18 protein-coding genes are annotated in these 16537 nt (G+C 47.9%); 1 reads left to right on the plus strand and 17 read right to left on the minus strand.

What is annotated here, in order from left to right:
* Positions 1-11 precede the first annotated feature (11 nt).
* A complete protein-coding gene (locus J7L64_00730) occupies positions 12-1046 on the minus strand; it encodes a hypothetical protein (GenBank protein ID MCD6450879.1) in 1035 nt (344 codons plus the stop codon).
* Between the two features lie 80 nt (positions 1047-1126).
* The gene (der, locus tag J7L64_00735) at positions 1127-2437 is read right to left on the minus strand and encodes a ribosome biogenesis GTPase Der (protein MCD6450880.1); all 1311 of its coding nucleotides are present in this window, start codon (positions 2435-2437) and stop codon (positions 1127-1129) included.
* 162 nt (positions 2438-2599) lie between these two features.
* On the opposite strand from der, the gene J7L64_00740 reads away from it, so the two are divergent.
* On the plus strand, positions 2600-3496 hold the full coding sequence (locus J7L64_00740) for a site-2 protease family protein (protein MCD6450881.1): 897 nt from the start codon (positions 2600-2602) through the stop codon (positions 3494-3496).
* Here J7L64_00740 and J7L64_00745 read toward each other — a convergent pair.
* The 15 genes from J7L64_00745 to J7L64_00815 all read right to left on the minus strand — a co-directional run bounded on the left by J7L64_00745 (position 3493) and on the right by J7L64_00815 (position 16528).
* Positions 3493-4617 carry a DUF362 domain-containing protein gene (locus J7L64_00745; GenBank protein MCD6450882.1) on the minus strand — a complete coding sequence of 375 codons (1125 nt, stop codon included), beginning with the start codon at positions 4615-4617 and terminating at the stop codon, positions 3493-3495. The genes J7L64_00740 and J7L64_00745 overlap by 4 nt on opposite strands.
* A complete protein-coding gene (hflC, locus tag J7L64_00750; GenBank protein ID MCD6450883.1) occupies positions 4618-5547 on the minus strand; it encodes a protease modulator HflC in 930 nt (309 codons plus the stop codon).
* Positions 5544-6527: an FtsH protease activity modulator HflK gene (gene hflK / locus J7L64_00755; protein ID MCD6450884.1), complete on the minus strand. Its 984-nt coding sequence runs from the start codon at positions 6525-6527 to the stop codon at positions 5544-5546. The genes hflC and hflK overlap by 4 nt, the downstream gene beginning before the upstream one ends.
* Before the next feature lie 180 nt (positions 6528-6707).
* Complete coding sequence (locus J7L64_00760) at positions 6708-7064, minus strand: VanZ family protein (GenBank protein ID MCD6450885.1); 357 nt, start codon at positions 7062-7064, stop codon at positions 6708-6710.
* 53 nt (positions 7065-7117) lie between these two features.
* Complete coding sequence (locus tag J7L64_00765) at positions 7118-7294, minus strand: hypothetical protein (GenBank protein MCD6450886.1); 177 nt, start codon at positions 7292-7294, stop codon at positions 7118-7120.
* The gene (locus J7L64_00770) at positions 7294-7671 is read right to left on the minus strand and encodes a hypothetical protein (protein MCD6450887.1); all 378 of its coding nucleotides are present in this window, start codon (positions 7669-7671) and stop codon (positions 7294-7296) included. The genes J7L64_00765 and J7L64_00770 overlap by 1 nt, the downstream gene beginning before the upstream one ends.
* A 19-nt stretch (positions 7672-7690) precedes the next feature.
* A complete protein-coding gene (locus J7L64_00775) occupies positions 7691-8569 on the minus strand; it encodes a hypothetical protein (GenBank protein ID MCD6450888.1) in 879 nt (292 codons plus the stop codon).
* Between the two features lie 21 nt (positions 8570-8590).
* Positions 8591-9889 (minus strand): GTPase HflX, encoded by a 1299-nt coding sequence (gene hflX, locus J7L64_00780; protein ID MCD6450889.1) that lies wholly within the window; start codon positions 9887-9889, stop codon positions 8591-8593.
* A gap of 14 nt (positions 9890-9903) precedes the next feature.
* The gene (gene hfq / locus J7L64_00785; protein MCD6450890.1) at positions 9904-10185 is read right to left on the minus strand and encodes an RNA chaperone Hfq; all 282 of its coding nucleotides are present in this window, start codon (positions 10183-10185) and stop codon (positions 9904-9906) included.
* Entirely contained in the window at positions 10169-11125 is a 957-nt protein-coding gene (miaA, locus tag J7L64_00790) for a tRNA (adenosine(37)-N6)-dimethylallyltransferase MiaA (protein MCD6450891.1), read from the minus strand. The genes hfq and miaA overlap by 17 nt, the downstream gene beginning before the upstream one ends.
* A 206-nt stretch (positions 11126-11331) precedes the next feature.
* Positions 11332-13584 (minus strand): SpoIID/LytB domain-containing protein, encoded by a 2253-nt coding sequence (locus tag J7L64_00795; GenBank protein MCD6450892.1) that lies wholly within the window; start codon positions 13582-13584, stop codon positions 11332-11334.
* Positions 13585-13588: 4 nt separating this feature from the next.
* Positions 13589-13990 carry a biopolymer transporter ExbD gene (locus J7L64_00800; GenBank protein MCD6450893.1) on the minus strand — a complete coding sequence of 134 codons (402 nt, stop codon included), beginning with the start codon at positions 13988-13990 and terminating at the stop codon, positions 13589-13591.
* Between the two features lie 10 nt (positions 13991-14000).
* The gene (locus J7L64_00805; GenBank protein MCD6450894.1) at positions 14001-14651 is read right to left on the minus strand and encodes a MotA/TolQ/ExbB proton channel family protein; all 651 of its coding nucleotides are present in this window, start codon (positions 14649-14651) and stop codon (positions 14001-14003) included.
* A 14-nt stretch (positions 14652-14665) separates the two neighbouring features.
* Positions 14666-15619: a TonB C-terminal domain-containing protein gene (locus J7L64_00810; GenBank protein MCD6450895.1), complete on the minus strand. Its 954-nt coding sequence runs from the start codon at positions 15617-15619 to the stop codon at positions 14666-14668.
* A 99-nt stretch (positions 15620-15718) separates the two neighbouring features.
* A complete protein-coding gene (locus J7L64_00815; GenBank protein ID MCD6450896.1) occupies positions 15719-16528 on the minus strand; it encodes a lipoate--protein ligase family protein in 810 nt (269 codons plus the stop codon).
* Positions 16529-16537 lie beyond the last annotated feature (9 nt).

The raw sequence follows: 16537 nt of genomic DNA on the forward strand, positions 1-16537 counted from the left end.
TTCTCAGGTTATTATTTTTTTGTGATCTTTATCTCGAGGTTCAATTTAAGGCGAACGAGTTCAACATCCTTATCAACGGTGATAGAAACGGGAAGGGAGATTTCCTTCTCTTCAATTTTGGCAGCTTTCGGCTTCTTCAGGGACGGTGTCCCCCTCTTCTCAGTCTTATCAGCAACGATGGAGGAAGCCTTCCTTTCAGAAGAAACAAAATCACTCTCGGTGATTATCTCATCACCTATATCAAGATCTCCTGCCTGAATTTCGTAAAAATCCTCCACCTCATCGACCTTATTCGCGCTAACCTTTACTCTTTTTACACTCACCTCCTGAATAATCTCCGAAAGATCTCCCTCCCTTTCCTCAAGTGTCTTCGGAGGAGTAGTAGCAATAGCCTCCGGTGGGGAGGTAGCCAACACCTCGTGCGACTCCTTAATTGCAGAAGTATCTATCTCCTCCCCTCCGTACTCCTGCGATATCCTGGTGAGAACCAACCTCGCTACCTCTCTAAGAGATTCATAAACCCCCACCCCCCTTATCGCTATCCCCTCGAAATAAGGGGCACCGTATTTGTTCAACATCGTATTGATATCGGAGACAGGCATAATGTTCGGCAGGTCCCGTTTATTATACTGAACCACATGGGGAATGTCTCTGAGCCTCCTTCCCTGCTCCTTCAAGTTCTTCTCCAAATTGTCCCAGCTCTCCAGATTCGCCTCAAGCATCTCCTTCTGAGAATCGGCAACGAAAACCAATCCATCGACACCTTGAAGTACCAACTTCCTGGTGCTGTTATAAAAGACCTGCCCCGGAACGGTGTAAAGCTGGATTCTGATGTGCATCCCTTTTATTGTTCCAAGCTCGATGGGAAGGAAGTCAAAAAAGAGGGTCCTATCATCGGCAGTAGTCAGGGATATCATCTTCCCCTTGTTCCCCTGGGGAAGGCTGTTGTAGATGTACTGGAGATTGGTAGTCTTACCACTAAGGCCCGGTCCATAATAGACTATCTTAGCGGTTATCTCCTTGGTAGCATAATTGAAGAATACCAACTCTTTCTCTCCTCTTAAAACTACCGTATTTTTTAAAAGTTTACCACAAGAGAGGAGGAGGCGTCAATCAAATTAGCTTCCTACTCGCTCTTTCTAAGCTTTATCACCAGCGGCGTCCCGGTGAAATCAAACGCCTCGCGGAACCTGTTCTTCAGATAACGAAGATAATTCTTGGAGATCCGATCCGGATCGTTAACGAAGAGGACAAAAGTAGGCGGGCTAACCGAAACCTGGGTACCATAATAGATCTTAGGAAACCCCTTCCTGGACGCCGGAGGACGATATCGAGAAATAATCCCTCTTAAGAACTGATTCAAAACACCGGTGGGTATCCTTCTTCTCCTATTTTCTGCCACCTTCTCCGCTGCCTCAACCGCTCGGTAAACGCCCCTTCCCTCTTTCGCTGAAATGAAGAGGATGGGCGAATAGTCAATCGGTTTAAGCCTTTCCTTGATCCTCGCCCGATATGCCTCTTCCAGCCCCTTCCTTTTCGGAAGGAGATCCCACTTATTCATCGCTATCACCAGTCCCACTCCAGCACTATGAGTGAAATGAGCGATAGCGACATCTTGGCTGGTGATTCCTTCCTCAGCATCAAGAAGAAGAATAGCCACCTCCGCTCGCTCGAGACTCCCTCGTGCTTTAAGAACACTCACCACTTCGAAACGCTCCTTGATCCTGCTTTTTCTCCTTATCCCCGCCGTATCGATTATCCGATATCTCTTTCCCTTATAGGAGAAAACCAAATCAACCGCATCGCGTGTAGTTCCCGGCTTTTCATGAACGAGTACCTTCTCCTCTCCAATAAGTCGGTTGACCAAGGTTGACTTGCCCACATTGGGCCTTCCCACCACCACCAGCTTCGTCTCTTCCTCCGGTTCCTCCTCTTTCGAAACCGAGGGGATCAAAGAGACCACCCGATCGAGCAACCTCCCTATTCCCCGATTATGCTCCGCGGAGATAGGGATTACCTCGGAGAGTCCAAGTTCATAGAACTGGTACAGATTGACGAGATGTTTTTCTTCATCGATCTTGTTCACCACCAATATAAAGGGCTTATCGTAGCGACGAATAAGCTGGATCAACTCCTCATCCAGTGGGGAAACCCCGGTCTTGGCGTCAACCACAAAAAGGAGGACATCCGCCTCCTCTACAACTGAGAGTACCCGCTCCCGCACCTTCTCGAAAAGAGAATCATCAGTGAAAAGATCAAGGCCTCCGGTATCGATGAGATTGAACCTCTTACCCTCCCACTCCACCTCCGAGATAAGACAATCCCGGGTGATACCCGGGGTGGGATCTACAATAGCCCGCCTGCTCCGGGTAATCCGGTTAAATAGGGTTGATTTACCCACATTGGGCCTTCCCAGTATCACTACCTGCGGATACATCTTCCTCCTCGGAAATTGCCCCTACCTTATACCACATACCAGAAACGGATTCAAGGAAACCTCCTTGACCTCAAGGGAAAATGAGGATATCTTAAACCGAAGAGGAAAAAGATGGAGGAAAAACCTTATTTCTATCACGAACTAACCGAAGAAGGGGAAAAAATACTCCTCAGAAAAAGGAGAAAAAAGATATGGTTGAACCTCCTTCTATTTCTTCTCACCTTGGGGACAACCCTCTTCGTGGGAATACTAAACTATCTCGCCTTCGAGGAGGTGGACTTAGGAAGGAGTGGGTTGATAGGAAACCTCCTCAGCCATCCAGAAGTTATCCTTAAAGGTCTTTATTTTGCGGGAACTATTATGGCGATTCTCCTCGCCCATGAATCGGGACACTACTTAGCCTGTCGTTATTACGGGATAGATGCCACCCTTCCCTACTTCATCCCCGCTCCTACTATCGTCGGGACCTTCGGCGCCTTTATAAAGATCCGATCCCCCATCGTAAACAGACGAGCGCTTTTTGATATTGGGATAGCTGGTCCCCTGTCTGGCTTCCTCCTCGCCCTTCCTACCCTATACTATGGCCTTCGGCTCTCCCGAGTGATCCCCATAGCTGTTACCCATCAGGGACTGTACTTCGAGATCGGTGAACCATTGCTCTTCAAGATAATGGAACATCTATTCCTTCCCCCTATTCCTGACGGTTTCGACCTTCTACTCCATCCGATGGCTTTTGCCGGCTGGTTTGGGTGTTTGGTTACCGCTTACAATCTTTTTCCGGTGAGCCAGCTCGATGGAGGACATATCGCCTACTCCATCTTTCGCAAGGCTTATTCAAAGATATCCGGTCTCGTTTTCTTGGCTATTCTCAGTTTGGGGATAGTATATCGTTTTTACGGCTGGTTCTTTTGGGCGGTTCTCATCCTCATTCTCGGATTTCGCCATCCACCAACCCTGGATGACGATATAGAACTGGGAAGGAACAGATTAATCCTTGGCTTTATCGCCCTCGCCATCTTTGTCCTCACCTTTACCCCGGTGCCGATTAAACTTCGCTAATTCTTAAGGAGTTTTTTAGCAAACCAACCCTCGACCACCTCTATCGCCCCTTCAGGGCATACCTCCTGACAGCAAAAACAGCTGATGCATTTACGGTAATCAATGACTATCCTTCCCTCCTCCTCTCGTGCCGCCTTCGGGGGGCAAACAGAGACACACTGACTGCAAAGCACACATTGTTCCTCGTTCACTACTGGTCGAGGAGAGAGGTTTTTTCTAAAAAGGCGGGTAAAAAGCGAAAGGAGCCCGCTTCTTACAGATGAGACCCGAGGCATCTTAAAGTCGGAGAGAAGGAAACCAGAAGGATCATCCCCTACAAGCTCCAAATCTTTTGGGTCAAATAGATGCCTCCTCTTGGCTTCAAATAGGTGAGGTAGAGTATCAGGGGAGACCCCTAAGAGAGAGGTGATGGCAAAATCTATTGCCAACGGATCCTTCCCCACCATCACGAAGCCAAGTTTCCGGGGAGTTCCCCCACTTCCTGGACCATCCCCCTCTAAACCAACAACGCCATCAACAATAGTAAGCGCAGGCTTTATCGCCAAGTAGAGATCAAGTAGCATCAAGGCGAAAAAATGGGGGTTATTTCCTGCCCTCAGATGCCACTGCGCCTTCCTCCTACCCACTATACAGCCAAAGAGGTTCTTCACCGCCAAAGTAAGACCCATCAGGTTGTGGGTCTTCACCTTGGGAAGGTTTATTATCACATCGGCTTCTACCACCTCCTTTGCTATTTCTATCCTCTTGAAGGTAGCGGAAGGGGGCGGAGTAATGGAAACCGATTGAGAAAAGGGAACAAGCTCCGCCCCCGTCTTATCCGCTACTTCGGTAATCCCTGCCACCTCGGCTACCTTCGCTAAATCGCTCAGCGCCGGACTGTCGCCTATCAAGGGCTCCCCTCCAGCTCGAATTACCATTCGCGCTACCGCTTCTACCACCGCAGGATGAGTGGTGATCGCCTTCTCCTTAGGATTTGGAGAAAGGAGGTTCGGTTTGAGAAGAACCCTGCTTCCTCGGGGGATGAATCGCTCGATCCCTCCAATCAAGGAAAGGGCTTTTTCTATCCCTTCCTCTACCTCTCCATAAGAGGAGACCCGAGAAAGTGCAACCTTCTCCTTCATCTACCTCTTAATGTTCTTCAAGTACTTGAGGTAATCGCTCTTGGTGGTGAGGATGATCATGGTCTTTCCCTTCAAGGTTTTCCGATAGCTCTCTAATGTCCTCAAGAATGAGTAGAACTCAGGATCCCGATTGTAGGCTTGGGCATATATCTTGGTCGCCTCGGCATCCGCTTTACCCATTATCTCCTGAGCTTTACGGTAAGCCTCAGAGGTAATCCGCTTCAGTTCCTTCTCCTTTTCACCCTGGATCTCCGCAACCTTCCCCTGCCCCTCAGAACGATACCGCTCGGCGATCCGCTTCCTTTCAGATATCATCCGCTCATACACCTTCCGCCGTACATCCTCGATGTAGTTTATCCGCTTGATACGAACATCGACCAACTTAATCCCATACTGGGGCATAATCTGAGAGGCGTTCTTAAGTATAGTTTCGCAGATCTTCTCTCTTCCCTCGAAGATCTTAACCGCAACTTCTTCTCTTAGTTCTCCCTCCTCGGTGATTAAGGGGCGATTGCTATTCCTCACCACCTCGATAAGGAGATGAGAGGTCACCGCATCCCGCACCGCGGCATCGATTATATCGTCGAGCCTCGCCTGAGCCCCATCCTCGTCCCCCACTGACTGGAGAAAGCGAAGGGGATCCACTATCTTCCACCTGGCGAAGGTATCGACCCAGATATACTTCTTATCCTTGGTCGGGATCTGATTAGCCTCCCCATCCCACTCGAGTAGCCTTTTCTCAAAGTAGTTCGCCCGCTGGATAAAGGGGATCTTGAAGTGGAGCCCCGGTTCGGTGATCGCCCCTCCTACTGGACGGCCAAATTGAGTGATCACTACTTGCTCCATCTCATTTACGGTGTAAATGGAGGAACTGAGAACAATCAGCCCCAAGAGGGCGAAAATGATCAACGCGATGTGACGCCCTTTCATTTCTTCTCCTCCTTAAGGTTGAGGAAGGGAAGGAGCCCCTTCTGATCAACATCGATTATATACTTTCTCTGAATAGTGGGGAGAACATCGCGCATCATCTCGATATAGAGCCTTCTCTTGGTAACATCCTTTGCTTTCTGGTACTCCTGCCATAAGGCAATAAACCGATTTGCATCACCCTTCGCTCGGTTGACTCGGTTTATGGCATACCCTTCTGCTGCGCGAATCGTCTTTTCGGCCTCACCCTTTGCCCTGGGGATCACCCTGTTGTACTCCGCCCAAGCTTGGTTTATCATCCGCTCCATCTCCTGCCTCGCCTCGTTCACCTCGTTAAACGCCGGTTTCACCGGATCCGGAGGATCTACCCCCTGGAGCTTCACGGTAACTATTTTCACTCCGACTTTGTACTTATCGAGGAGGCGCTGCATTATCCTTTCAACCTCATTGCCTATCTCCACCCTACCTACGGTCAAAACATCGCTTATACTCCTATCCCCCACCACCTGACGCATAGCAGCTTCGGATACATTCCTAATGGTATTTCTCACATTCCGCACATTGAAGAGATAGGCGCGGGCATCCTTCACCTTGTACTGGACAATCCATTCCACCTCGGCAGCGTTCAGGTCACCGGTCAACATCAAGGACTCATCAAGGAATTTCTTCTCCGCATATCGCGTCTTAACACCGGGTGCCAAGGTGCGAAAACCAAACTCCTCCTTGAAGATGTGCTTCACCTTAACTCGGTATAACTTCTCGATAGAGAAAGGTAACTTGACATGAAGCCCAGGCTGAGTGGTGCGGACATACCTCCCAAAACGAAGAATGACCCCCACTTCATCTGGCCTAACCGCGTAAAGGGTGGAGAAAACGATGTAGAGCCCCAATATCACCCAAAAAATCCACAGCCACCCTTTCCGCCAAAAGGCGGAACCCAAGGGACGCCTCAGGTCCACCACATCCTTAAAGTTTTTATTCATTTACCCCTCCTTAGATATTCCTTTATTTTTCAGAATGTTAGCAAACTGAACAAAGCCTTGTGCAATTTGCTTTTATCCTCCTTTCTTCCGAGAGATACATCTGAAATCCACTCGCTTTTCCACAAATTGTTCCACAATTTTTGTGGAAAGAATCTTCATTATAATTATGCAAAAGAAAGATCATTTATTCGCCAAAACACGAACCCTTCCCTTAAATTTGAAGAGCAAGTGATGGACGACAAGAAGAAAAATATAACCAAGAATAGTTCCAATAAAGTCGAATAAAATATCTCTAAGCTCAGGGGACCTTCCGGGCACAAAAGATTGGTGAAATTCGTCGGAAATACCATAGACGAGGGATATACCGATCCCCCAAAGCCACTCGAGAGAAACTTTCCGTTGCATCAAGCCCTTCCTTACTGCTCTAACGATAAGAAACGAGAGCAAAGAATATTCCCCCATATGAAGAAGGTAATCGGGGAATATGGAGGGAATACCTGGTTGAGAAAGTGAAGAGAAGTAGAAGATCACTCCCATATATCCCAAAACCGGGAACCAGAAATATAAAAATGAGCTTATCTTCTTCACTATCACGGAAAGGGATACATTATCCAACCAACGGCCAAAGCGAAGGCGAGAAACGAAAGGAAAAAGATGATCCCAAACCTCAACCTCTCTTTCTTCTCATTCTTCATAATGAGAGAGAAAACGGTGGAGACAACCCCGGCATAGACCACCATCAAAAGGAAATGACTCAACATCATCATCACTCCTTCCTGCCAACGGCGATATCATAAGCATCGAGAATGAGGAGGAGATTCAAAAGACCAGCCACGATAAGAAATGTAGTCCCATAATTAAAGGCAAAACTGGTTATGTCGGGAGAGGTAAGCCCTCCATACTTGGCAATGAAATAAGGAAGGCCAACACCGAGATCCCCCAAGGCAGCTAATAGGGAAAGGAAGGAACCCTCAGAGATAGAGTATAGTTTCCCCTTGAGAAATATACCGAGAAGGAACATCCCGATGATGAGAAGGAAGAAGATTACCCCCCTCCTCCATCTCTTGAGAAAGAGGTGCCCTCCACCGGGAAAAAGCCAGGCGAAAAAACAAGCAAATACCACCCTTCCTTTCCCCATAGCCATCTCCAAGCCTCCCAAATTCCTACTGTTTTTTCTTCTTTATCGTATCTTTAGCCTGTGGGCTACCAGAAAGAACCCTGCAAACAGCATACTTCTCCTTCACCTTCACCACTTCGATTTCTCCCACCTTTTCCTCCTCTGCACCAAGAGGAAGTCCCGTATCGGGGTCAATCAACTCCTCCCCTTTCCGGAAGACCTCGAAGACATCGCCCACCTCGACCCCCCAATTGCTTCCGATATTGATATATAGATTGGCGCCACTGACCTTTATCACCTTCCCCTTCACGCTCAATTGGGATAGATTTCCCACTTTCTCCACGATCTTCGCCACTATCTTCTCAACTGCCGGATGCATCACCTCATTAGCAAGACCATAATTATAACTCTGATAGAAACTGGCGCTTTTTACCCTTGCTCCTACCAATCTTTTCTTATTTGCAGCTTCGGCGGCAAGCTCGATCTCGCCGGTGGTCGTATTGATTAGGCGAGCATTGAGCACCACCTTGCCCGTGGTTACTCCTACCCCAAACCCCCTGAAGCCACCACCGGTTCTGCTTATGGCGAACTCGGTAATGGAACCGGTAAGGATGTATTGCACTCCAAGGAGCCTTCCCACCTTCGCCGCTGTCTCCGGGGTAACCAAGCCAGAGGCGCCAAGGTTCTGCTCCTTAAGTACCGTCTCCAACTTCTCCCGCTCGATAACCGAGAACTTACCTGTATCTAACAAATCGGTCACAAAAACATCAGCTGCCGCTTCGCCTAACCTATCTCCCCACCAATACCAATGGCTCTTGTTTTCAAAATTCACCACCGCAATCCTCACCTTAGCCTTCCCCTGGGCAAAAAGGAGAGAAGAAATAATCAGGATAAGGATCAAAGGAATAATACTTCTCCTTAACATTAACTGATCCTCCTATTCTATTTAAACCGCCTTTTCTGCCTTCTTCAAACCCCTTAAAGAAAACCTTTTCAATCGATGGAAAACAAAATCTGAAACTTCTGCCTCCACTATTATACGCCCTTTTGATACCTTAAGGGAAATTATTTTCCCCTCTGATCTAAGCCTCGCCAATGCCTCTCCTTCGGCAAGAGGGAAGGAAAACCTTACCACCTCCCGTGGTGGCAATATCACGAAGGAGATACGATCTAAAAGCTGAGCTATCCCTTCTCCAGTCAAAGCAGAAATAAAGATCGCCTCCTCGCCCCATCTACGCCTCAGGTTGAGCAGTTCCCTTTCGTCCAGTTTGTCTATCTTGTTCAATACCGTTATTATAGGCTTCTCTTCGGTTAGGATTTCGGAGAGTACCTGCTCTACTGTCCTCTTGTGTTTAAGATATTCCGGATTGGAGATATCAACTACATCCAATATAAGATCCGCCTGCGCCACCTCTTCCAGAGTGGCCTTAAAAGCGGCAACCAACTGATGGGGAAGCTTTCTGATAAAACCCACTGTATCGGCAAGGAGGAAAACATCTCTATTTGGAAGGACAACCCGCCTGATCAAGGGGTCTAAGGTCTCAAAAACTCGAGAGCTCACCGAAGCGGAGGCACGAGTGAGCCGATTGAAAAGGAGAGACTTCCCCGCATTGGTGTAACCGACCAAGGCGACCAGAGGTATTCCTACCCGCTTCTTCCTCCTCTTCCTCTGTTCCTCTCTTCTCCGGGCGATCCTCTCTATCTCCCGTCTTATCCGGGTTATCCTTCTCTCTATCTTCCGCCTATCTATCTCCAGCTTTGTCTCCCCAGGTCCTCTGGTGCCAATCCCAGCACCCAATTGGGAAAGGTACTGCCCTCTCCCCACCAAACGGGGGAGAAGATAGGTAAGCTGTGCCAACTCTACCTGAAGACGCCCTTCCTTCGTGTGGGCTCTTTTAGCGAATATATCAAGGATGAGACCAGTGCGATCGATTATCTTCAGGGAAGTAGCCCGCTCAATATTCCTCTGCTGCGCCGGAGTTAGTTCTCCATCAAAAACGATTAAAGTTGCCTTTTTTTCCTCTGCCTCCCTTGCTAAATACTCTATCTTCCCCTTTCCCACTAAATACCGAGGATCTAGTCTCTTTCTATGCTGAAGATAAGACCCAACCACCTCCGCCCCTGCTGCTCGAGCAAGATGGACAAGCTCACAAAGAGAATCTTCAGCCTCCCCCTTCTCTCGATAATCGAGATAAACACCTATTATTAATGTCCGTTCTCTCTCGTTAGTATCGGCCACCTTCACCTTATACGCCTAAATTACTTATCGCGGGTATCACTCTCCCCCTTATTCCGCTCTTCAAGCAAAGGTTCAAGGTTTAGCTTATTGCGAAATGTCTTAGGCGAGCTCACCGTGGATATGGCATGTTTAAACACAATCTGCTCCTGCCCATTAGCTTCGATCACCAGAGCAAACTTGTCAAAACCTTTGATCCTGCCCTTGATCTTAAATCCGTTCATCAAATGAAGAACAACGGGAACCCGCTCCCGCCGAAGGCGATTGAAGAACTCATCCTGAATGTTATTAGGAGAATCTGCCATCTTCTCTCCCTTTCTCGGTTAAAAATTGCTTAACCAAAATCTCTATTTTAGGATAAACTTCCTCCTCCTTTGTTACCTCAAACCAATTTATCCCCTCCTCCTTTCTAAACCAGGTAAGTTGCCTTTTCGCATAATGACGCGTTTCCCTCTTTATCCTCTCTTTTGCCTCCTCAAGTGAGAGCTCTCCTTTGATATGAGCGACGACTTCACGATATCCTAAAGCATTAAAGGCGTGGGCATCCTCAGGAATACCTCTCTCGATTAGTCTCCTTACCTCATCTACCCAGCCGTTTTCGAACATCTTCTCCACTCGTTCCTCTATTCGCTGATAAAGTAGTTTTCGTGGTAGGATAAGCCCTATCTTCAAATTGGGATATCGCTCCTCCCCAAAAGGAGCTCTCTTTATATGCTCCGACATCGCCATCCCCGTGGCAAAATAAACCTCCAATGCCCGAATTATCCTCTGACTATCGTTAGGTCCTACCCGACTGTAGGTAGCCTCATCTACCCATCTTAACACTCGAGCGAGATAAGACAACCCCTTCTTCCTCTCAATATCCTTAAGCCGAGCTACCAGAGCTTGGTTTCGGGGAGGACTATTGAATAGACCACGAAGTAGCGCCCTTAAATAAAGTCCCGTCCCTCCTACTATTATCGGAAGACACCCTCGCTCCCATACCTCCGCTATCTTCCTCTCGGCAAGCCCAGCAAACCTCCCCGCCGAAAACCTCTCCTCAGGCGAGGCGATATCGATAAGATGGTGAGGTATCCCCCTTTTTTCTTCCTCGCTCAACTTTCCTGTCCCCACATCCAACCCCCGGTAAACCTGCATCGAATCCGCACTTATCACCTCTCCCTTGAACTTCTTGGCGAGATGAACCCCCAATCTACTTTTCCCCACCGCGGTGGGACCCACGATTATCACCAACCTTGGTCTCATCCGCACGGAACTATCACCATAGACGGAAAAACCTCGCTAACACGAAGAGAAGGACAAAAAAAGCGATAATGAGAAACCCCACCTGCTGAGACTTAGGAATCGAACCTCCCACTCTTTCACCTTGCAAGAGATACCAAAGAACCTAATTAATTGTATGAAAAACACCGCCTGATATCAAGTTATTTCGAAGAATATATACTTCCCCATCAATAAATCCTGCTTATCGAAACGCCGGTATAGTAGTGAGTCAAGATATCTCTATAGCTCGCCCCCCTAAGCGCCATACCAAATGCTCCTACCTGACAAAGTCCTACTCCATGACCCCATCCCTTGCCTACGAAAGTGAACCTCTGGATCCTTCCTTGAGCATCGTAATTACGCTCAATCACGAATAATGTATCGCGCAAACCAAGGAGACTCCGTATAGAAAGACCAGAGAAAACCTTCTCACCCTTTTCCCCTATTACCCTCAGTCTAATAACCCTTCCTGATACACCGAACTTCTCCGGGACGAGATCGACAACTTCCCCGAGATCGATATAACGGTGAACCCTCTCGGTAAGCTCTTCCCGACTGTAAGAAACCTCCCAGCTATGATAAGGAGAACGACGATCATCAGCAATCCCTTCTTTGCTTGGGACCACCTTAATAAAATCTATGCTCCCGTTATTATGATGGAACAGTAGTTCATCACCGACGAAAACCCGTAATCGGTTCATCCGGATCGCTTTACCACCAACTGCGGAGAAAAGATAAAGCTTGGAGGATAAGGAATAGGAAACTTCCTCGCTCTTCAACTTGATAACCAGTTTCTCCCCTTCCTTCTTGAAGAAGGTTCCCTTATCGAGCCAGGGGTAGCCAAAACGAGAGAGAAGGTTGTAGATGAGCTTCAAAACCAACCCCCGGGAAGGAGGAGAAGAGAGATGGTAGTTCCCGTCGGGAAAAGGGTTGATCACCCCTTCTTTTACCAATAGAGCGACTTTCTTCAAACTCTCTATAGAAAAAGGAATCTTCCGGGCGTCAGGTATGAGATAAGAGACATCCTTCTCTTCTATCATCAGCTGGGCACGACGACGCCAACCCAGCCCATCAACCAAAAAGGAGAGGACATCGAGCAAAGAGGGATAATCGGGGATGCTTACTTCTCCTCCCTTTTTCCCTATTATCCGGAGAGCCCTTGAGAAGAAATCCTCCACCTCTTTTCCATCAATTGGCTGAGAAAGATAGGCAGATGAGAGCTTCTCCCCTGAGATCACCCCAGTAAGGAACAAGAGGACAACCTTCTCCGTTATCTCCTCTCCATCTTCGGAATGGATCGAGGGGGGGGAGATACCTCCTTCGATCAACTCCTCCCCGTCCATCTCAGGATAACACTCTACTCCCCGAAGATAGGGCTCCTTTTCACCAGGAAAGATGTTCTCCACATTCTCGGTATGCCCACCGCAAGTGGAGGTATATAAGGCATTTATTGGTTCTCCTTCGTAAGTAATTACCTCGCCCATAGTCGCAAGAACGGCTTTAGTGGTAAGTTCCCGCTCCGCAGATAACCCGCGATAAACCTGACAGCTTGGGGTGGAGCAGATATCAAAGCCCAATGAGGCGAATTTACCGAGATTCCTCACCGCATAGGTCCTCGCCGCCACCGCTTGGGCTTTGAGGGCTTCGAGCTCCGGGAAGACATCGGGACTCATCTCACAAGGAACCACCCCCTTTAGATAATCCTCGAGCCAGAGCTCATTCACCGCCAATAAACCGCCGCTCGGGGAAATATAGACCTCCACCACTCCTCGATAGGGATGACCATTTACCTTCAAGGGATGGGAAAAATCGCGGGGTACAAAAAGAAGCTTCTTCCTAACTCGCTTTACTTCACCCTGAGGGAAGAGGGTAAGGAGGAGTTCACTCGCTCGAGAGGGGTACTCGTTCGAAACGATGAAAGCCCCGTAAAAACCAAGCCGGGAGAGTTCAGAAAGGAGCTTAGTTGCTTCCTTACGATCCTTAAACCTCCCCACCCTCACCTGATAAACCGCTTTTTTTTCATCATAGTTAAGGGAAACAGGAAGAGAGATATCTTCCCTTAACCTCTCCACTATTCTCCTTCCATTCTCTTTCTTCGAGAAAGAGCCAACTTGGATCTGATATATTCTTCTTCCCCCTTCACCAAGAAGTTTCACCTCCGCTTCTCGAAAGAGGGCTTTTCCCAAAAGAAAATCACCCTCATCTTTATCCACCAAATAGAACATCCCCTCAGATGAAATATCAACCTCCCTCGCCCCTTGGGAGAGGGAAACCCGGATCGTTGGCTCACGAAGAGATTTACCAAAAAGGCGATAGATTACGAGGTTGGTCTTCCCCTTAGGAGGAGGATAAGGCGTTGGAGGTCCTTTACAGGCAAAAAGGATGGAAAATAGAAAAAAGATTAAAAGGAGCTTGGAAACGAGGTGGAATCTATCTTTCATATATTTATTTTATCTCTTCGGTAGCGATAGTAAGTCCCCGCGCTCCTGAACGGCGGGCGAAATCCATAATCTCCACAATAAATCCGTACTCCACCTTTCTATCCGCTCTGATTATAACCTGCTTGGTCTCACTTTGGGCAAGGGCTTTTTTAAGTAAAGATTCGAGATTGGAGACCGCCACTTCACGTCCCTGAAAGAACACTCGCTTATTTCGGCTTACGGTAATTATCAACTCCTTCATCCGCTCTTGGGTAGCGCTTTTTGCCTTGGGGAGCTCGAGCTTCAAACCAGGTCTTTCCACAAAGGTGGTGGTCACCATAAAAAAGATGAGGAGAAGAAAAACAACATCGATCAAAGGATGAATATCGATCTTTATCTCTCGAGGCTTCTTCTTCCTGAATTCCATACCCCCTCCTCTACTCGCTTCCCGCAGCTTTCTCAAACTCCTTCTTCCTCAGCTTAACACTCATCATTATCTTTAAAAAGCCCATTGAATGCTTTTCTATCTCTCGGATTATGCGCTCTGCCCTGTCAAGAAAGAAGTTATACATCACCAAGGTGGGGATAGCGATGGACAGCCCGGTAACGGTAGTAATAAGCGCCTCGGCTATGCCTGCGGAAAGAGCTCCTGCTTGCCCTACCCCGGTCACCGAGATGATGCGGAAGGTCTTTATCATCCCGGTAACCGTTCCCAAAAGCCCTAAAAGCGGAGAAATAGAAGCTATAGTGCCCAATGTACCAAGATATTTTTCCAGCTTTGCTGCCTCATGACGCCCAACATCGGCAACCGCCTCTCTGATCTCCTCCCGGGGGAGATCCCTGTTCTCAAGGGCAGTGAGAATTATGTTGCTCAATGCCCCTGGTTTTCTCCTCAAAAATTCCTCTGCCTTTTCAAAAAGCCCCTCACTTAGAAAAGCCCTTATAGTCCGTAGGTCATCTTCATTTATTATCTTTTTGGTTCTCAGGTTTATGAGTTTCTCAATTATTATGGCGAGGGAAAGCAGAGAACAAAAAATGAGCGGAATCATTACCGGACCACCGCTCTTCAACCACTCGACAACTGTCATTTAATCCTCCTTTCTCATCTATCAGGGGGTCTCATATTATAGTAAAAAGCGAAGGTAACTCCAACCGAATCTTTTGGATATTCCTTGGGAAGGGCAGGGAGAGGATTGGAAAGCTGAATAGCGTTCAAAGCAGCAGCATCAAAAGGATCAATTCCAGAAGAATGTACAAGATGAAGCCCCACTACCCGACCATCCTTGGTGATACGAAATCGAAGTACCGTCACCCCTCTTAAACCAAGTTCCCTTGCTGCATAAGGGATAAACCAATTGCTTTTCACTATCCTGTAGAGTATCGCCGCATAGGGACCGAAATCGAAATCCTGGGTGTCAAATGAAATGGCACTATTCGTCTTAAGTGAGGAACGGCGGTTATCAAAGACCTCCGTTTCTATATACTTATCCAGGTTATTCAAACTCTCCTTGAGGGAGCGAGAGGAGGGAACACCCATCTTAACCTTAGGCTTGGTGGGGGAAGGAGAAATAGAACTCCCTTTCTCCAAGGGAACCGTTCCTTTTAAATCGCTTGCCTTCAAACCCTTCCCCCTTTCCACCTGTTTTGTGGGTAATTCTGGTTTAGGAACCCCCTTCGAAAAGCTCTGAGTTCCACCCCGTCTCAATACAAAATCAGGACTATTCCCTTTTAAATAGGGCTTCTTCTCGGCAGAAAGATCAGGCTTCGGTGGAGCAGGACCTCCCGCCAACCTGTTTTTGTCGGAAAAATACGGGGTATTAGGGCGAACTTTCGCCTCTCGGTCATTGGGAACATCAACGAAGGTGAACTTGATCGGCTCTCTCTCTGCCTTGGTCTTAGACGGTGATTTCGCTGCGATCCTTATTGGACGGAGAAATTTAAACGGGCGATAGTAGAGGGTTGCGAAGAGGATAAGATGGAGAAGAAGAGCAAGTAGAAACGCCTCTCGAAATGAAAAGGGCCTCTCTAATTTAAAAGATATCTTTCTCGCTGCCAATCATACCCCCTAATTACTTTGACGCCCTTTATCATCCATTTATTTAAATTATACTTCCTTTGTAAATGGGGATACAACCTAAACTGAAAAAACGACGGGTTAAATCCTCCTATTCCACTCAGGGCTTATATACTTTTCTCGAAGAAGACCTGCCTCTTCCGCTTCCTTTTCAGTAAGTTCCTCTCTAATGAGATCCGCATTGAAAGCCTCGGAAAAACCAGCGGAAAGCGCCTCAATAAGCTCATCAGGCGACACATCTCTCCCCGCTGCTTCATTAACCGAGGTGAGGGAATAACCCGAGGGAAGAGAGGAATGGCCTGTAGCACCGAGAAGCTTCGGTATGTCTATATCCAGAGGGATTGAGCCATGCTGAAGAAAAGCACCCCGCCCCCTCTTCTGAGCCGAACCAACTATCTTGTTCCCTGAAACAGCTAATTCGTAACGCGAGGGAGAAAAGAAACAAGGATTGGTCCCGATTCTCCCTCTCCTTCCCGGAGAAGCCTTATGGGGGGTAATCAATTCCGCCTCTATCCCCAACTTGGTGAAACCTTTAGCCAAGGCAAGGGAGATCAAACGATAGGTCTCAAGCACCGAATCTCCAAGCTGAGGATCATCGGTTCTCCCCACCACCGAATAAGTCACCTCGATATCGTGAAGAACCGCCCTTCCTCCGGTGGGTCGACGAACGATGTTGATCCCATTCTCTCGACAATAATTCTCATCAACTGCCGAGGAGTATCGTTGATTATACCCGAAAGATAAAGTCGGAATCTCCCAGCGGTAAAACCGGATGGAAGGAAACAAGCCCTCCCTCCTCTCGCAAGAGAGAAGGAGGGCTTCATCGATCCCCATATTAAGATAACTATCGAGGGCGTCATCCACAATGAGCCGAAACTTGGAGCGAGTCATCGGGTGATG

This window comes from Acidobacteriota bacterium, from assembly GCA_021161905.1.
Taxonomy (GTDB): domain Bacteria; phylum Acidobacteriota; class B3-B38; order Guanabaribacteriales; family JAGGZT01; genus JAGGZT01.